The sequence below is a fragment of the Leptotrichia wadei genome, assembly GCF_007990545.2.
Taxonomy (GTDB): domain Bacteria; phylum Fusobacteriota; class Fusobacteriia; order Fusobacteriales; family Leptotrichiaceae; genus Leptotrichia; species Leptotrichia wadei.
The window spans coordinates 1105453-1122310 of the sequence record NZ_AP019829.2 but is presented as its reverse complement, the minus strand read 5'-3'; the positions used below and the strand labels follow the sequence as shown (position 1 = coordinate 1122310).

General features: G+C 27.1%; 17 protein-coding genes. All 17 read left to right on the top strand.

Annotated features, from left to right (window positions below; genetic code table 11):
- Positions 1–2 precede the first annotated feature (2 nt).
- The 17 genes from FVE73_RS05250 to murJ all read left to right on the top strand — a co-directional run bounded on the left by FVE73_RS05250 (position 3) and on the right by murJ (position 16855).
- Positions 3–689, top strand: coding sequence for a DNA alkylation repair protein (locus FVE73_RS05250; RefSeq protein WP_018498004.1), 687 nt, complete (start codon positions 3–5; stop codon positions 687–689).
- A gap of 39 nt (positions 690–728) precedes the next feature.
- Complete coding sequence (locus FVE73_RS05245) at positions 729–1088, top strand: hypothetical protein (protein WP_018498003.1); 360 nt, start codon at positions 729–731, stop codon at positions 1086–1088.
- 30 nt (positions 1089–1118) lie between these two features.
- Positions 1119–1898 (top strand): phospholipase D family protein, encoded by a 780-nt coding sequence (locus tag FVE73_RS05240; protein WP_020572229.1) that lies wholly within the window; start codon positions 1119–1121, stop codon positions 1896–1898.
- Positions 1837–3039, top strand: coding sequence for a DEAD/DEAH box helicase family protein (locus FVE73_RS05235; RefSeq protein ID WP_175284483.1), 1203 nt, complete (start codon positions 1837–1839; stop codon positions 3037–3039). Before FVE73_RS05240 ends, FVE73_RS05235 begins: the two co-directional genes overlap by 62 nt.
- Before the next feature lie 67 nt (positions 3040–3106).
- Complete coding sequence (locus FVE73_RS05230; RefSeq protein ID WP_018498002.1) at positions 3107–4756, top strand: AAA family ATPase; 1650 nt, start codon at positions 3107–3109, stop codon at positions 4754–4756.
- Between the two features lie 310 nt (positions 4757–5066).
- A complete protein-coding gene (gene hisH, locus FVE73_RS05225) occupies positions 5067–5702 on the top strand; it encodes an imidazole glycerol phosphate synthase subunit HisH (protein WP_018498001.1) in 636 nt (211 codons plus the stop codon).
- Between the two features lie 74 nt (positions 5703–5776).
- Positions 5777–6631 carry a hypothetical protein gene (locus tag FVE73_RS05220; RefSeq protein ID WP_018498000.1) on the top strand — a complete coding sequence of 285 codons (855 nt, stop codon included), beginning with the start codon at positions 5777–5779 and terminating at the stop codon, positions 6629–6631.
- A gap of 139 nt (positions 6632–6770) precedes the next feature.
- A complete protein-coding gene (gene hisA / locus FVE73_RS05215) occupies positions 6771–7487 on the top strand; it encodes a 1-(5-phosphoribosyl)-5-[(5-phosphoribosylamino)methylideneamino]imidazole-4-carboxamide isomerase (protein WP_018497999.1) in 717 nt (238 codons plus the stop codon).
- A gap of 72 nt (positions 7488–7559) precedes the next feature.
- On the top strand, positions 7560–8315 hold the full coding sequence (gene hisF, locus FVE73_RS05210; protein WP_018497998.1) for an imidazole glycerol phosphate synthase subunit HisF: 756 nt from the start codon (positions 7560–7562) through the stop codon (positions 8313–8315).
- A 285-nt stretch (positions 8316–8600) separates the two neighbouring features.
- Positions 8601–9254 (top strand): bifunctional phosphoribosyl-AMP cyclohydrolase/phosphoribosyl-ATP diphosphatase HisIE, encoded by a 654-nt coding sequence (hisIE, locus tag FVE73_RS05205; protein ID WP_018497996.1) that lies wholly within the window; start codon positions 8601–8603, stop codon positions 9252–9254.
- A 36-nt stretch (positions 9255–9290) separates the two neighbouring features.
- On the top strand, positions 9291–10142 hold the full coding sequence (gene hisJ, locus FVE73_RS05200; protein WP_018497995.1) for a histidinol-phosphatase HisJ: 852 nt from the start codon (positions 9291–9293) through the stop codon (positions 10140–10142).
- Positions 10143–10166: 24 nt separating this feature from the next.
- On the top strand, positions 10167–11690 hold the full coding sequence (locus FVE73_RS05195; RefSeq protein WP_232058539.1) for an NAD(P)H-hydrate dehydratase: 1524 nt from the start codon (positions 10167–10169) through the stop codon (positions 11688–11690).
- Between the two features lie 25 nt (positions 11691–11715).
- Entirely contained in the window at positions 11716–12564 is an 849-nt protein-coding gene (locus FVE73_RS05190; protein ID WP_018497993.1) for a hypothetical protein, read from the top strand.
- Positions 12565–12774: 210 nt separating this feature from the next.
- Positions 12775–13281 (top strand): polymer-forming cytoskeletal protein, encoded by a 507-nt coding sequence (locus tag FVE73_RS05185; protein WP_018497992.1) that lies wholly within the window; start codon positions 12775–12777, stop codon positions 13279–13281.
- 304 nt (positions 13282–13585) lie between these two features.
- The gene (locus FVE73_RS05180; RefSeq protein ID WP_018497991.1) at positions 13586–14590 is read left to right on the top strand and encodes a bifunctional riboflavin kinase/FAD synthetase; all 1005 of its coding nucleotides are present in this window, start codon (positions 13586–13588) and stop codon (positions 14588–14590) included.
- A gap of 3 nt (positions 14591–14593) precedes the next feature.
- Positions 14594–15307: a segregation and condensation protein A gene (locus tag FVE73_RS05175; protein WP_018497990.1), complete on the top strand. Its 714-nt coding sequence runs from the start codon at positions 14594–14596 to the stop codon at positions 15305–15307.
- A gap of 42 nt (positions 15308–15349) precedes the next feature.
- A complete protein-coding gene (gene murJ, locus FVE73_RS05170; RefSeq protein ID WP_026238994.1) occupies positions 15350–16855 on the top strand; it encodes a murein biosynthesis integral membrane protein MurJ in 1506 nt (501 codons plus the stop codon).
- Positions 16856–16858: the final 3 nt, after the last annotated feature.

The window sequence follows — 16858 nt, the reverse complement described above, 5'->3', positions numbered from 1 at the left end:
AAATGGAAATACAAAAAGAATTATTTTCACTTCAAGATAAAGAATATATGAAATTTTTAAGTAAATTAACGCCAAATGTATCAGAGAATACAATTATTGGAGTGAGAATTCCTGAAATAAGAAAATTGGCTAAAAAATTGGTAAAAAATAATGAATATGAAGATTTTTTGAAGAAGTTGCCACATAAATATTACGATGAGAATTTGTTGCATGGAGCAATTATTTCAGAGAGCAAAGATTTTGAGAAATGTATTAAATTGCTTGATAATTTTTTGCCATTTGTTGATAATTGGGCGGTTTGTGATACGATTTCTCCGAAGATTTTTAAAAAGCATAAAAAAGAACTGATTGAAAAAATAAAGGAATGGTCTCAATCGGATAAAACTTATACTTGCAGGTTTGGTGTAGAAATGTTGATGACGCATTTTTTGGATGAAGACTTTAAAAAGGAATATTTGGAAATGGTAGCGAATATTTATTCTGAAGAATATTATGTGAAAATGGTAGTTGCTTGGTTTTTTGCGACGGCACTTGCAAAACAGTGGGATTATGCGGTGATTTATTTAGAAGATAACAGATTGGATGTTTGGGTGCATAATAAGACGATACAGAAGGCTCGAGAAAGTTTGAGAATTTCGTTGGAGAAGAAGGAGTATTTGAAAAAATTGAAGAGAGGGAAAGAAAATTAATTTTACGAATACTAATTACATAAATAGAAAGGAGATAAAATGGAAAAAGAATTAGAATCTGAAACTTTAACTTTATTTGAAAATGAAAATATTGAAAAAACTGAAGCTATAAAAGTTAAAAATACGCTTTTTACTATTTTAAATGGTGAAAGAGTTGATTTAGAGATTGAAGAGATTTTCGATAGTAACAGGTTTTATGAGATAAAGGCTGTCACATTTTCAGCTGATGAAAGTTTTTTGAATAAATATCTGACGCCATTTAAAAGTGTTGATTTAGTTATTGGGATAAAAGATATAGATGTCCAAGTTAGAGGGCGGAAGGCTTTGGAAAATGAAACCAAGAATTTGATTGAGAGTCAAAAGGCGATTATTAAAAAGAAACAAATCCGTTTTTTTTAGAATCTTTCAAGGGAGAATCAAGAAAATATTGTGGAAGAAAAGTGGAAATTGAGAGTGCCAATAAGTTCAACAATTCATAGTAAATTTTATCTTTTGAAAAATGATACGGAGACGAGATTGATTTTTGGATCAGCTAATCTTTCATTTCAGGCTTTTTCAAATAAAAGGAACCAATTTGAAAATATTGTCATTTTTGATAATTCCCCATTATTTAACCAGTTTGAAGAATATTTTAACGAAATTACTTTAACTTGTACTGATTTTATTACGAAAGCTATAAGGAAAAAGGCGAAAAGTAAAATTAAAGTTTTAGATGAAAATAATGATGAAAAACAGGAAGAGAAATTTTCTGTGAGATTTACACAAGATGAAAATTCCAAATTGCAAATAGATATTTCGAAAGATATTGTTAAAGAATTTAATGAGGTGATTGTTAAGGAAGAAGACAGTGTTGCTTTACCAATAATTGAGGAAATTAAAACGATTGATGAGAAACAGAAAATAATTGAGAACGAGAAAAAAGAGGAGCTTGAAGTTGAAAAATTTGCTTATGAATTGTCAATTAATACTATTTCACGACAGGCTAAAAAGAAAGAGAGTATGGTTGTGATGCCGGAAACATTTGCGAAAAAGATAAAACCTAAATTGGAAATTAAAATTGCTCCAAAATTAAATCAAGCGACTCCTGAAAGAGAATTGTTATTTTCAAAAGATACTGATCGTGGATTTGGACGTTCGGGATTATATATTGAAGAAAATGGAAACACGAAACCGTTTGGGCAAAAAGGAAGAAATAAAAAGTTCTATTGAAAGTATTGTAAAATTGATTGAGAACTATAGAAAGTATGTAATTGACTATAACGATAATTATGGTTCAAGAATCGTTGAGATTATTTTATATGCATTTACCTCGCCTTTTCTTCAGGATATTAGGTTTAAACTGGAATCTGATTCGGAAAAATTAGATGTTCCGCAATTTTTATTTATTGGAGGAACTGCTGGTTCAGGAAAAAGTAACTTATTGCAGATTTTACAAAAAATGCTGGGCCTTTCTAAATCAAAGCCTATTTTGTACAATAACATTATTCCGACTGGAAGAACAAAAAAAGCAGACACGATAACACAAATTCAACTATGGATGAATGAAAATAATGTAGCTCCAATTTTAATTGATGAAATTGACGAAGAATTTTTTTCAAACAAAGATAGAGGAAACAACCTGATTGTAAATGTTTCAAATCTTTCTACTTCAAATTTCGATTTTACGCCTTGTTTTATTGGAACAACAAATGCTTTGGAATATTCGTTGCCACAACGGGCACAAAGAAGATCATACTATGTGAAAAATGATAAAGTTTTTGACACAGAACTTAAGAAAAAATCTGTAAAAGCGTATACAGAAGTGTTTGAAATTATTAATGATACTCTTTTTCAAGATTTTGTTATTCGATTTGCAGAAAAGTTGGCAGATGACAATTTAAGCTGGAAAAATTATTCCCTACATTCTTCTACAGGATTGATAGATTTCCTTTATTGGTCTCGTGAAATTTTTAAGGAATATTTTGAAATTGCTCAAATCGAAATGCCTGCTTGGTTTCCTGAAACTAGATATGATGACACTGTAGAAAATAATCAGTCTTTATGGAGAAAATTATACGAATATAATCATCAAGATTTTAAAGTACAAAAAGAAAAAGGTGTATATTTATTCAAATTAAAAAGTTTAGATAGCGAAGAAGGACAAAGCAACAGATTTGGTACAAAAATTCTTCCGTCAACAAAATATTTGAATGCATTATCGCAAAAATGTAAAAATGACAATAATTCTTCGGATATTATTGAAATTAAGATAAAAGAGTTTCATGATTGGATAGGAGTACCTTTACCGAAGGAATTGGAACATAAGAAAACAATTCTGGATTTTTTTAAGAAAAAGAAAAGTGAAAAGTGATTTTCATTGTAATGTCAATTTTTTTTTGATATAATTTAAGTAAGTAAAGGGAAAGTAGGGATTAATTATGAAAAAAAAGAAAAAAGGACTAGCAATTGGAAATTCTGATTTTAAGGAGATTATACAAGAAAACGGATATTATGTCGATAAAACAAAGTTCATAGAAGATTTGCTGGAAGACTTATCAAAAGTTAAACTTTTTACAAGGCCCAGAAGATTTGGTAAAACTCTAAATTTGTCGATGTTAAAATATTTTTTTGATGTGAAAAATGCAGAGGAAAATAGAAAATTATTTGATAATTTGTATATTTCAAAAAGTGAGTATATGGAAAATCAAGGACAAAATCCTGTGATTCTTATAAGCCTGAGAAATGCCGAGGCAGAAAATTGGGAGAATAGTTTTTTTAATACTAAGAATCTTGTAAAATCATTGTATAAACAATTTCAATATATTAAAGAGAAATTGGATGAATTTGATTTGGAAGATTTTTTTAATATTGTTAAAGATAAGTATAATGCAGATTGGGAAAATTCATTAAAGAATTTATCAAGATATCTATATGAATATTACGGTAAAAAAGTCATAATTTTAATAGATGAGTATGACACTCCAATGACAAGTGCTTGGAACGAAGGATATTATGAAAAGTCACGAAGATTTTTTAAAAGTTTTTATTCAAATACATTGAAAGATAATGAATATTTACAGTTTGCTGTTGTGACTGGAATACTTAGGGTAGCAAAGGAAGGGATTTTTTCTGGATTGAATAATTTGAAAACTTATACAGTTTTGAATAATAAATATGCGAAAAGTTTTGGATTGATTGAAACAGAAGTGAAAAATGCTTTGGAATATTATGGATTAGAGCAAAATATTGAAAAAGTGAGAAAATGGTATAATGGCTATAAGTTTGGGAATATTCAAATTTATAATCCGTGGAGTATAATTAACTATCTCGATGAAAAAGAAATAGATGTTTACTGGATAAATACATCAGATAACAGACTTATCCATGCAGCAATAGACAATGCTGATAAAGATTTATTTGATGAATTAAAAGATTTATTCAATAACGGGACAACAGAGCAAATGGTAATGGCTTCGTCGAATATGGATAGATTGAAAGATCCACAAGAAGTTTGGCAGTTATTACTTTTTGGAGGGTATTTGACTGTTGAAGAAAAAATTGCTATGAATGAATATGCTTTGAAATTACCAAATTATGAAGTTAAAACATTTTTTAAAGATATGTTTGTCCAAAATTTAGGAGGTTTTAGCAGATTTAGAGAAATGATCAAAGCGTTTAAAAACTTTGAATTTGACAGATTTGAAAAACTTTTAAATGAAATATTTTTAGTGTCAATGAGTTATCATGATACTTCTAAAACAGAAAAACCGTATCATACTTTTATTTTAGGAATGATGTTGTATCTTGATAATGAGTACACAGTTTTATCAAATAATGAAACTGGATATGGAAGAAATGATTTAGCTTTAAATCCGATAAATAAAAGAGATGTTGGATATATATTTGAATTTAAAGTGGCTAAAACTGAAGAAGAGCTTGAAGAAAGAGCAGAGGAAGCATTGAGTCAAATTGAAAATAAAAAATATCCTGTTTTATTAAAGGAATGTGGAGTAAAAGAAATTGTACATATTGGAATGGCATTTTTTGGAAAAAGAGTTAAAGTGAAATATAAAGTTGTGAAAAACTAAAAAATTTTTTTGAATGGTTGACAATATATAAAAAATAATGTAAAATTGTGTTCCTTGGCAGGGGAGCAAAGCAAAAAAGGTCTCATAAAAAAGTGGGGCCTTTTTATTTATGGAAAATTTTTTCTTAATTGCAACAATATATTTTTTTTGATATAATTTAAGTAAGTAAAAAAAGTAAAAAGATTTAATAAATTTCATAAAGTTACTGAAAATTTGAAAGAAATAACGAATCAAAAACAAGTAAAAAAAATTATATAAATTTATCAAAAAATAAAGTAAAAATGTAAAGAAAAAGAAAGGATTTTTAAATATGATTGCAGTTATTGATTATGGAGTGGGTAATCTTTTCTCTTTGCTATCTTCATTAAATTACGTTGGACTTGATACAAAACTGACTAATGATGTTGAAGAGATTAAAAATGCGAAAGGAATAATTTTGCCAGGAGTGGGGGCCTTTAGGGATGCTATTTCTAATCTTGAGAAATATGGGTTAAAAGATATTTTGATAAATGAAGCGAAGAATGGAAAGCCATTTTTAGGAATTTGCCTTGGAATGCAAATGCTTTTTGAAAAAAGTTACGAATACGGTGAATTTGAAGGACTTGGGCTTATAAATGGAACTGTTGAGGAAATAAAAAAACATATTCCAGAAAATTCTGATTTGAAAATACCTCATATGGGATGGAACAACTTGAAAATAAATGATGAATTTAGAAATGATAAAATTTTGAAAAATGTGAATGTTGAAAATGAAGAATACGTGTATTATGTTCATTCATATTTTGCAAAAACTGATATGAAAAATATTGTTGCATATTCAGAATACGGAACAAAAATTCCTGGAATTGTGAAAAATAAAAATGTTTATGGAATGCAGTTTCATCCTGAAAAATCTGGAGATACTGGATTGAAATTATTGAAAAATTGGGGTGAATTAGTAAAGTAAAGGTGAAATTGTAATTATTTTACTTAATTTATTCATTTTTTGGTTGATTTTGATTAATTGCGAAAGAGGTATTTATGAAGAAGATAATATTATTGATGAGTATTTTTGCAATAGTGAATTTGAATGCGAAAAGTCGAAGCGAGATGATAAGTCAGGATTTATCAAAATTAGGAGTTTCTCAAGAAATAATACTAAAAACAATAGAATTGGATAAGGAAATGCCTAATGTAGTGAGTGAACCTGACAGAGAAAAAGTAAAAAAATTGGCATTAAAGATTGAAGAATTGTTGAAAAAGAACGAAAAGAATTTTGTTCTGTCAGAAAACTTGATAAATATTTATAACGCACTTGGAAAAAGTGATGCAGAAAAATTAAATAATTTAAAACGATATGAAAAATATAATCCTTATGAAGTGTCAAAATTGTTTTTTTCAAATATGTATTATTCCAATAAGGGAGATTTTGATTCTTACAATAAAAATTATGAAATACTTAAAGAAAAATATCCAGATTATTTGATTACTAGAATTGCTGTAACATATACAATAGGAGAGGATGCAATTTGGAATGTTATGCAAATAGATGAAAAAACAGCACTTGCAAGCTTAAATTCTATTATGAAAATGTGTGATGATAAGAAAAAAACGGAAGAATCACATATTTCTGATGAACAGGCTTGGGCGTATAAATTAACAATGGGATGGTTTGCAATAAGTTTCTATTTAAATGAGAATCGTACACAGGATGCAATTGATTTTTATTATAAAAATTTTGAAGGAAAAAATAAGCCTGATAAAGAAATATTAGATTATAGTAAGTATCAGAATTGGTTTATAAAATCAGAGTTGGCAAGGGCAAATAAAAATGATTTCTATAATAATAAAAAATTGTTTGAAGAAAATTTAAAAAAAATAAATATGTTTGATTGATATTTTAAAAATGAATAATCATTGTAAAAGTAACAACATAAAAATTCAATAAAAGAATTTTTATCTTAAATATTATTGTTAAAAATTTCAAATTTTAATAAATGATAAAAAATTTTAAAAATAAAAGGAGAAAATAACTATGATAGAAATTTTTCCAGCGATAGATTTACATAACGGACAGGCGGTTAGATTAAAACAAGGGGATTATAACCAAGTGGAAGTATTTTTTAAGAATCCTGTTGAAGTTTTGGACTTTTTTAATAAAAATAATTCAAAAAATCTTCATATTGTGGATTTGGATGGAGCTAAAGATGGGAATACAAAAAATTATGAAGTTATAAAAGAATTGGTTGAAAAAAGTGATTTTTTTGTTCAAGTTGGTGGTGGAATTCGTGATGAAGAAAGAATAAAAAAATATATTGAATTGGGAGTAAACCGTGTTATTTTAGGAACGATTGCCGTTGAAAATGAAGAATTTTTGAAGGAAATGGTAAAAAAATATGGCGATAAAATTGCAGTTTCTGTAGATGCGAAAGATGAGAAAGTTGCGGTTAAAGGATGGACTGAAACTGTAGAATTGAACTCGGTTGAATTTTGCAAAAAATTATCGGATATAGGTGTGAAAACAATAATTTATACTGATATTTCAAAAGATGGAATGTTAAGCGGGACAAATCTTGAAATTTATAAAAAATTGTCGAAAGTAGTTAATTCAGATATTATTGCTTCAGGCGGAATTACATTTTTAGATGAGATTAAAGAACTTAACAAAAATCATATTTATGGAGCAATTGTGGGAAAGGCGATTTATTCAGGAAATCTTGATTTGAAGGAAGTTTTAGAAATTAGTAAATAATATTTTTTAGTTGTGTATAAAAATTTATAATAGGCTAAATAAATAAATTTAACAAAGAAAGTAGGTATAAGAATGCTTGCAAAAAGAATAATTCCGTGTCTTGATGTGAGAAATGGGAAAGTAGTGAAAGGTGTGAACTTTACTGGGATAAAAGAAGTTGACAGTCCAGTTGAGCTTGCTAAATTTTACAATAAATCTGGGGCTGATGAGCTTGTTTTTTATGATATTACGGCTTCGGTTGAGGAAAGAGGCTTGTTTACAGATATTTTGAAAGAAGTGGCGAGTCAAATATTTATTCCGCTTACTGTTGGCGGTGGAATAAATACGCTGGATGATTTTGATAGAGTTTTAAAAGCTGGAGCTGATAAGGTGAGCGTAAATTCTGGGGCAATAAGAAATCCAAAATTAATTGAAGAAGCTGCAAAAAAATATGGAGATCAATGTGTAGTTTTGTCAGTCGATGTAAAACGAGTTGATGGAAAATTTAAAGTTTTTGCAAAAGGTGGAAGAGAAAGTACTGGGATTGATGCGATAGAGTGGTTTGTAAATGGTCAGGAAAATGGTGCTGGAGAAGTTGTTGTAAATAGTATCGACACAGATGGAGTTAAAAATGGATTTGACTTGGAATTACTTGAAATTTTATCACAAAAATTATCAATCCCAATAGTTGCATCAGGTGGAGCTGGAAATATGGAGCATTTTAGAGAGTTATTTAAAATTCCAGGAATTGATGCAGGACTTGCAGCTTCGATTTTTCATTTTAAAGAAGTGGAAATTATGAAGTTGAAAAAGTATTTGAAGAGTAATGGCGTTGAGATGAGAATTTGACATTTAATGAGAAAAATTTTGAAAATGAACTAAGAAGAAATTATTATGAAAAAAGTGGATTTAGTTGATGAAAGTATGTTTGAGTATAAATTTAAAAATCCAAAAGTTCAGAAATATAAAGATGAAATAAAAGAAGAAATTTTACGAAGTGTGATTTATATGTAAAAGGAAGAGAAATGATTTATGAAGTTTCTGTTTTTGAAATGGAAGATTTATTAAAGTATATTTACTTATTGAGAGAAATATTAAAATATTAAAATAAATAATTTTAGAAAAGAGGTAAAAATGAATATAGAGCAAATAAAATTTGATGAAAAAGGACTTGTTCCTGTGATAATACAGGATTATTATACAAAAGAAGTATTGACACTTGCGTATATGAATAAAGAAAGTCTTGAAATAACTTTAAGAGATAAGAAAACTTGTTTTTTTAGCAGAAGTAGACAAGAACTTTGGCTAAAAGGGGAAACTTCAGGGAATTATCAGCATGTTGTTTCAGTAAAATATGATTGTGATGCGGATGCTTTGCTTGTGGAAGTAAAAAAAGATGGGCCTGCTTGTCATACTGGTGCTGAAAGTTGCTTTTTTAATTCATTGTTTGAAGCAGAAGATTATAGCAGTTTTACGCCTGAAAAACTTTATGAATTGATAAAAGATAGAAAAGTTAATCCAAATGAAAAATCTTATACGACTTATTTGTTTGAAAAAGGGCTTGATAAAATTTTAAAAAAAGTTGGAGAAGAATGTACGGAAGTTATAATTGGGGCTAAAAATAATGATAATGATGAATTGAGATATGAAATTGCAGATTTATATTATCACACTTTGGTTTTAATGATTGAGCAAGGGCTTACTATTCAAGATGTGAAAGATGAACTGGCTAAAAGACATGTTGTTGATCATAAGGTGAAACAGGAAAAAATGGGTGGTGAAAAGTAAAAAAACATTATATCACAATACAAGGAGCTGATAAAAATGAAAACTAAAATAATAATTTTCCCATCAAATCTTCATGCTCACACATTTTACTGCGATGGAAAAAACAATGCTGAAGACTATATTTTAACAGCAATAGAAAAAGGATTTACAAGTGTTGGTCTTTCAGGGCATTCTTTCACAAAATTTGATACGGAATATTGTATGTCTGAAAAAGGAACATTAGAATATTTGAAAGAATTAAAAAATTTGAAAGAGAAATATAAAGATAGAATTCAAGTTTATGTTGGTATTGAGGCTGATTTTTATTCGGGATTTAATTCAAAACTTGATAAAAATTTAGGACTTGATTTTAGAATCGGATCGGTTCATTATATAAAGGATAAAGAAAAGGATGAGTATTACTGTGTTGATAATACGCCTGAAATTTTAGAGTACGGAATAAAAAATTATGCAAATGAAGATAAAAAGGCATTTATTGAAGCATATTTTGATAATATCGTAAAAATGGTGCACACTCAAAAGCCTGATATTATTGGGCATTTGGATTTGGTAAAAAAATTTAATAAAGATTTTAAATATTTTGATGAAAGTGCTGATTGGTATAAAAATAAAGTCGAATATGTATTGGATGAAATTGCTAAATCTGGAGCAATTGTTGAAATTAACACAGGAGGAATGTCACGTGGATGGACTCAGACACCTTATCCAAGTTCTTTTATACTTGAAAGAATTTTAGCTAAAAATATTCCAGTTACCATTTCTTCAGATGCACATGAAGTTCAAAACATTGATTTTTATTTTGATGAGAGTTTGGAAATTATACGAAAAATTGGATTTAAAAGTGTTAAAATATTAAAAGATGGAAAGTTTCAGGATTTTGATATTTAAAAAATAACAGGACATAATGGGGTGATGAAAATGTTATTAGGTGGAAACGAAACTACAAGAAAAATTGACAGTTATGCGATTAATGAATTGAGAATACCGAGTATTATGCTTATGGAAAATGCAGCGATTTCATTTACAAAGCATATTAGCAAGAATGAAGATAATTTTCTTATTATTTGTGGAAAGGGAAATAATGGAGGCGATGGATATGCAATCGCACGACAATTATTTTCAAAAGATAAGAATGTTAAGATTTTTTGTATTAGTGATGAAAATATGAGCAATGACTGTTTTGTAAATTATGAAATTTGTAAAAATTCAGGAATTGAAATTTTTTATAAGTTGGAAGAATTGGATAAGCTGCTTTTAGAATGTGACATTGTTATTGAAGGGATTTTTGGAACAGGGTTAAATTCAGAAATAAAAGGCACTTATAAAGATATTATTTTGAAGATAAATGAATATTCTAAAAATAAAAAAGTTTATGCAATTGATATTCCATCTGGAATTAATGGCGATACTGGAGAAATAATGGGAGTATCTGTTAAAGCTGATGTTACCATTTCTTTTGTCACATATAAAAAAGGCTTTTTAAAATCAGATATAAAAGAATATTTAGGAACAGTGATTATTGAAAATATTGGATTAAATAAAAATAATATTGATCATATTGTCAGTGAATATTACTTAACATCTGAAATAATAAAAGGTTTTCATATAAAAAGAGATGAAAATTCTCATAAGGGAGATTTTGGGAAAGTATTAATTTTTGCTGGAAGTAGTGGATTCTATGGTGCAGGGAATATCGTGGCAAAATCGTGTGTAAGAAGTGGAGCTGGGCTTACAACTGTAATTACTGATAAAAATAATTTTTCACTTAACGTATTTGTTCCTGAAGCTATGAGTTTTCCGATAAATTTTGAAAACATAGAAAAAAATTTTGAAAAACTGGAAAATGAAATCCTAAATAGTGATGTGATCGCTATTGGGCCTGGAATTGGGAAAAGTCAGAAGGCATTGAAAATATTTGAAAAACTAATCAGCATTGAGAGAAATAATAAAGGAAATTTGATAAAACTTGTGCTAGATGCTGATGCTTTGAATTTATTATCTGAAAATAAAGGACTTTTTGAAAAAATAAAAAATAGAAGTGTATTAACCCCACATTTAGTTGAATTTTCAAGATTATCAGGATTTTCTCCAGAAGAAATTAATAAAAATAAACTTGAAATAGCGAAAGATTTTGCTCAAAAATATGAAATAACTTTACTTTTAAAGGGGAAAAATACAGTTATTACAGATAGGAAAACTCTTTTTGTGAATAGTACAGGAAATTCCCGTATGGCAAACGGAGGAATGGGAGATTGCTTGACTGGTATAATCTGTTCATTGGCGGGACAAAAATATGGGTTAGCGGAATCTGCTTGTATAGGGGCATATTTGCATGGTAAAATAGCTGATAAGTTGGTAGAGCAACAGTATATTGTGAATGCAAGTCATATTATTGAAAATATTTCAAAATGTATGAAAGAAATTTTTGAAGTATAATTGAATATTTAAGGTAAGAAACTTAATGAGAAGTAGTATTTACAATATTGTTGATTTTGAGAATAGTAGAAAACGAGAATGTGAGAGTGATTATTTTAATTCTAAATTTTTTGAAATGTTTCCAACTAAATATGAAAAACTCTTGCGAGAATATGAAGTTATTTTGTTTAAAGACAATGTAAAAATTTCATTTTTGAGTATGGATTTTTCTGATGATTTTCTTTATGATGGAGAATACAGTTTTTTTGAAAAAATTTTTTTAACTTTGTTTGGAATTATTCATTTAAAAGATTCAGAAAAAAGTTTTGATAATTTTATTGATTTTGAAAAAATAAAAAAATTTAAAGAGATATTTGATAAAATATATATAGAAATATTTAATGAAAAAATTGATAAAGGGGATAAAAAAGTTATAGATTTTATGAATGAATTAAAACTGGAGATTTCTAAAGTTTTGAAAAGATTTTCATTGGAAGAAGTTAAAGAATATCGAGAGATTATCAAGGAGTATGCTGGGACAACTTGGGAAAAAATGAAAAAGTTAAAAAAGAAATCTGAAAGTTTATTTCACAAAAAGATTTTATTATATAAACTTGTTAGTTTGGAAAATTTATTAAATGTTCAATATGAGAGACATTTTTTACAAAATTATGTTTGTGTTTGGAATGATCTGTACTTAGATAACGATTATGATGATAATGGAGCATTCTCAAATTTATTTTTTCTTAATAAAATTGATAAAGGTGTTTATTTTGCAGATGATATGGTACTTTTCTCATTTGAATTAGCAAAAGTTGCAAATAGTTTTGATGAATTTATGGATAATATTGAAAATTTTAATTTGGGTAGTTATAGTCGATTCTTCAAAAAGTAAAAAAATTATTTGCTAGAAAAAAACAAGTTAAGATTGTACCTTTGTTGATAAAAAATTAAATAAAGAAAAAAATCTAAAATAAATAAAACTGTAAGAGTAAATTTTAATAAAAAAGATTAAAAAACATTTGAAAAAACAAATCAAATGTAGTATACTATGATATATATTTGACTTTAATTAATTAATAAAAGAAGGAAGAAGGAAAGAACAATGGCATTATTTTCTAGTGAAAAAAAATCAAAGGAAAAAAGAGAAAACGAAGGATTAAACAGACAATTTTCAGCAAATAATGATGAAAATACAAATGGAATTAGTACAATTTCAATGGAAACAACAATAACAGGGACTATTGAAACAAATTCTGTATTTAATATGGAAGGTGTGCTAAATGGTGATATTAAAGGAAATAAACTCATTCATGTTGGAAAAACTGGGCAAGTAAAAGGAAATATTACCGCTGAAACTGTGGTTGTAGATGGAGAAGTTTCAGGAGAAATTATAGCAGATAAAGTTGAAATTGGAAATACAGGTAAAGTCTATGCTACAATAACATCAGCTGTGTTTGTAATTCAAGAGGGCGGATTGTTTGAAGGAAGAAAAAAAATAAAAATTGCTCTTATAAAAGAGGAAGATGGTAAAGGTAAAAAAGAAAATAAGAAAGTTGAAGAAAAACCAAAAGTAGAAACTGCTGAAAAAAAAAATAGCAAAGAACTATAAAACAAAAAAATTAAAATTAAATTATAGTCATAGATTTTTATTAAGTTTATGACTATTTTTTTTATTTATATTATTAACTTTTAGCATTTTTCTTTTTTTACTATACATTAAATTGAAATTGTGATAAAATCTAATAAGCATAAACTTAATTTTTAAAGAGAGAGAAAATAATAATATTATTATCTGTTTAAAAAGTGAAAATTTATCTTAATTATCTGAAAATAAATATTATCAGGCAGGTAAAAAGATTTATAACATATTCATTGTTTAAATGGAGTTTAGTATAAAAAAGGAATGAAAATTGATGATAAAATTTATTACAAAAAATTTAGCAGAAATAAAGGAGATTATTGAATATTGTATTAATACAGGGATTCCTGATTATCATAAAAATATTGAAGAAATAAAAAAAAGTAAAAATACTGTTATTTTAGGAAATTTTGATGGCGTTCATAAAGGGCATCAGATAATTTTAGAGAAGGCTGTAAAACAAGCAAAAGAAAAAAATTTAAAAACAATTGTTTATACTTTTAGTGAATATCCAAAAAATAAGCAGACTAAAATAACGACTTGTTCTGAAAAGGCCTACTTATTAAGTAAAAGTAAAATTGATTATCTTTATTTAGAACAGTTTGAAAAAGTTAAAAATTATTCACCTAAAGAATTTGTAGAAAAAGTACTTATAGATACTTTAAATGCAAATGAAGTTTATTGTGGTTTTAACTTCACTTTTGGAAAAGATAAATCTGGAAATGTTAACATACTTAAAAAATTGTTAAAGAAGAAAAATATAAAATTAAATATTCAAGATGCTGTACTGGATGAAGACGGGGAAGTTATAAGTAGCACAAGAGTTAGGAACCTCATTAAAAAAGGAGATTTTGATAAAGTTAGAGAACTTCTCGGGCATAATTTCATTATTCTTGGAGAAGTTGTCTATGGAAAGCAACTTGGAAGGGTTATTGGTTTTCCTACAGCAAATTTAAAATTTGAAAATAAGATTTATCCAGAATTTGGAGTTTATGGAGTAAAAATTCATATTCAGGATAATGACATAATTTATAATGGGGTAATGAATATTGGGAAAAATCCTACAGTTGATGTTGGAGTACTTAGTGTTGAAGCTAATATTTTTGATTTTAATGAAGATATTTATGGTAAAATTATCTTGATTGAGGTTTTAGAAAATATTCGACGTGAAAAAAAATTTGGATCAGTAGAGGAATTAAAAGAACAAATTGGAAAAGATGTATATTATTGGAAAAATAAGATTTTAGATAAAGATAAATGTCAAAAAGAAAATAGGTAGAATATGGAAAATATAATACAAATAAAAATTGAAAATTTTGAAGGGCCTCTTGATTTACTTATTCATTTAATTGAAAAAAAGAAGATGGATATAAATTCAATAAATATTTCACAAATTATAGACGATTATTTAAGTTATATTCACACACAAAAGGGATTAAATTTAAAAATAAAAGTTGAATTCTTAATAATGGCAACTGATTTAATTGAGATTAAGGCTTATTCAATATTAAATAGAGATAAAAAAATTGAAAAAATTGAAAACCTAGAAAAAAAAATAATAGAATATCAATTATTTAAGGAGATTTCTGAGTTGTTCTCAAAATATGAAAATGAGTATAATGTTCCACATACAAGAACAGGAACGGAAAGTATAGGGAATGAAATAATTGAATATGATATTTCAAGCCTAAATTTAGATAATTTATTCAAAAGTTTAAATAATTTAATTAATTCAAAAATGATGAAAAAAGATAATTTAGGAGAAAGGATGATTCTAAACTTAGAAGATGATAATTATTCAACAGAAGAAGCTCATAATGAAATTTCTGAAATTATAAAGGAAGATCGAAAAGTTGAATTTAATCATCTATTAAAAAATAAGTTTTCTAAATCTAGAATAGTAACTTTATTTCTTTGTATTTTAGATATGTTTAAAAATGGGGAAATTGATATAATTGTAGAAGAAAATATTTTTTTTATTAAATCCATAAAATAAAATAGAAACAAAAAAAATTAAGGAGAAAGGAAATTAACTTTAATGTTTAAATCTAGTTTCATAGTAATGATAATAAATATGTTAAGCCGAATTTTAGGACTCATAAGGGAAATGATTATTGGAAGTGTCTTTGGAGCGACAGGAATGACAGACGCTTATGTCAGTGCTACAAAAATTCCAAACTTTTTTACGACATTATTTGGAGAAGGTTCGCTTGGAACGGTATTTATTCCGATTTATAATCGTGGAATAGAAGAAGAGGGAAAAGAGAGAACAGATGACTTTGTATTTTCGCTTTTGAATTTAATAGTTGCATTTACATCGACACTTTCTGTAATTATGATATTCTTTTCCAAACAAATTTTAAAGGTGACAACAGGTTTTAACGACCCAAAAAGATTTGATGCAGCAAATAACTTATTAAAAATCGTAGCTTTTTACTTTTTATTCATTGCACTATCTGGAGTTGTGTCGTCATTACTAAATAATTACAAAAAATTCGCAGTTTCAGCATCGATGGGAATTGTATTTAACTTGACAATCATAGTTGGAACTTTGCTATTAAAAAATAAAATGGGGATTTACGGGCTTGGTGTGGCTTATTTACTTTCTGGAGTTTTTCAATTAGTGATAATGCTTCCGCAATTTTTTCAAATTATGAAAAAATATAAATTTATTTTAAACCTAAAAGATGAATATGTGAAAGAAATGTTTATTTTAATGGTTCCAACATTAGTCGGAATTTTTGGCTATCAAATAAATGAAATTGTCGACAACAGATTTGCAACTTCACTTCCAGCAGGAACAGCAAGTGCATTAAACTATGCAAGTAGATTATATTTGCTTCCGATAGGAGTTTTTGCAATTTCACTAGCCGTTGTGATTTTCCCGACATTGTCAAAAGCTGTTGTAAAAAATGACAGCAGAACGGTAAAGCGAGTTGTTCATCAAGGATTATATATGCTTTCTTTCCTAATTGTTCCATCAAGTGTGATTTTATTTGGATATGCAAAAGAGATAGTGAGATTAGTTTATGAAAGAGGAAAATTTAATGCAATCGCTGTAAAAGTTACTTCAGAAACACTACAATTTTATGCTTTAGGACTTCTATTTTTCTCAACAATACATCTTCTTACAAGAAGCCATTATGTTTATAAAGATAGAAAAACACCTGTTATTTCATCGTTTACTGCAATATTTACAAATATAGTTTTAGATGCACTTTTATACAAGCAATATAGACATGTAGGCTTAACTTTTGCAACTTCATTTTCTGCAATGGTGAACTTTATAATTTTGTATATTTCGCTAAACAAAAAATATGTAAAATTAAGAAACCTAAAATATATTGCAATTTTAGGAGTGACATTTGCAAGTTCAATGATTTCATATTGGGCTTCGAGCATGATAAAATTTAATAGTAAATATGGAATTGTGGTTAATTTAATTATATTTGCAATAATATATTTAGTTATTTGGTTTATTCTAATATTTATTTTTAGAAAAGATTTAATAAAAAAAATTTTAAGAAGAAAAAGAAAATGGTAAAGT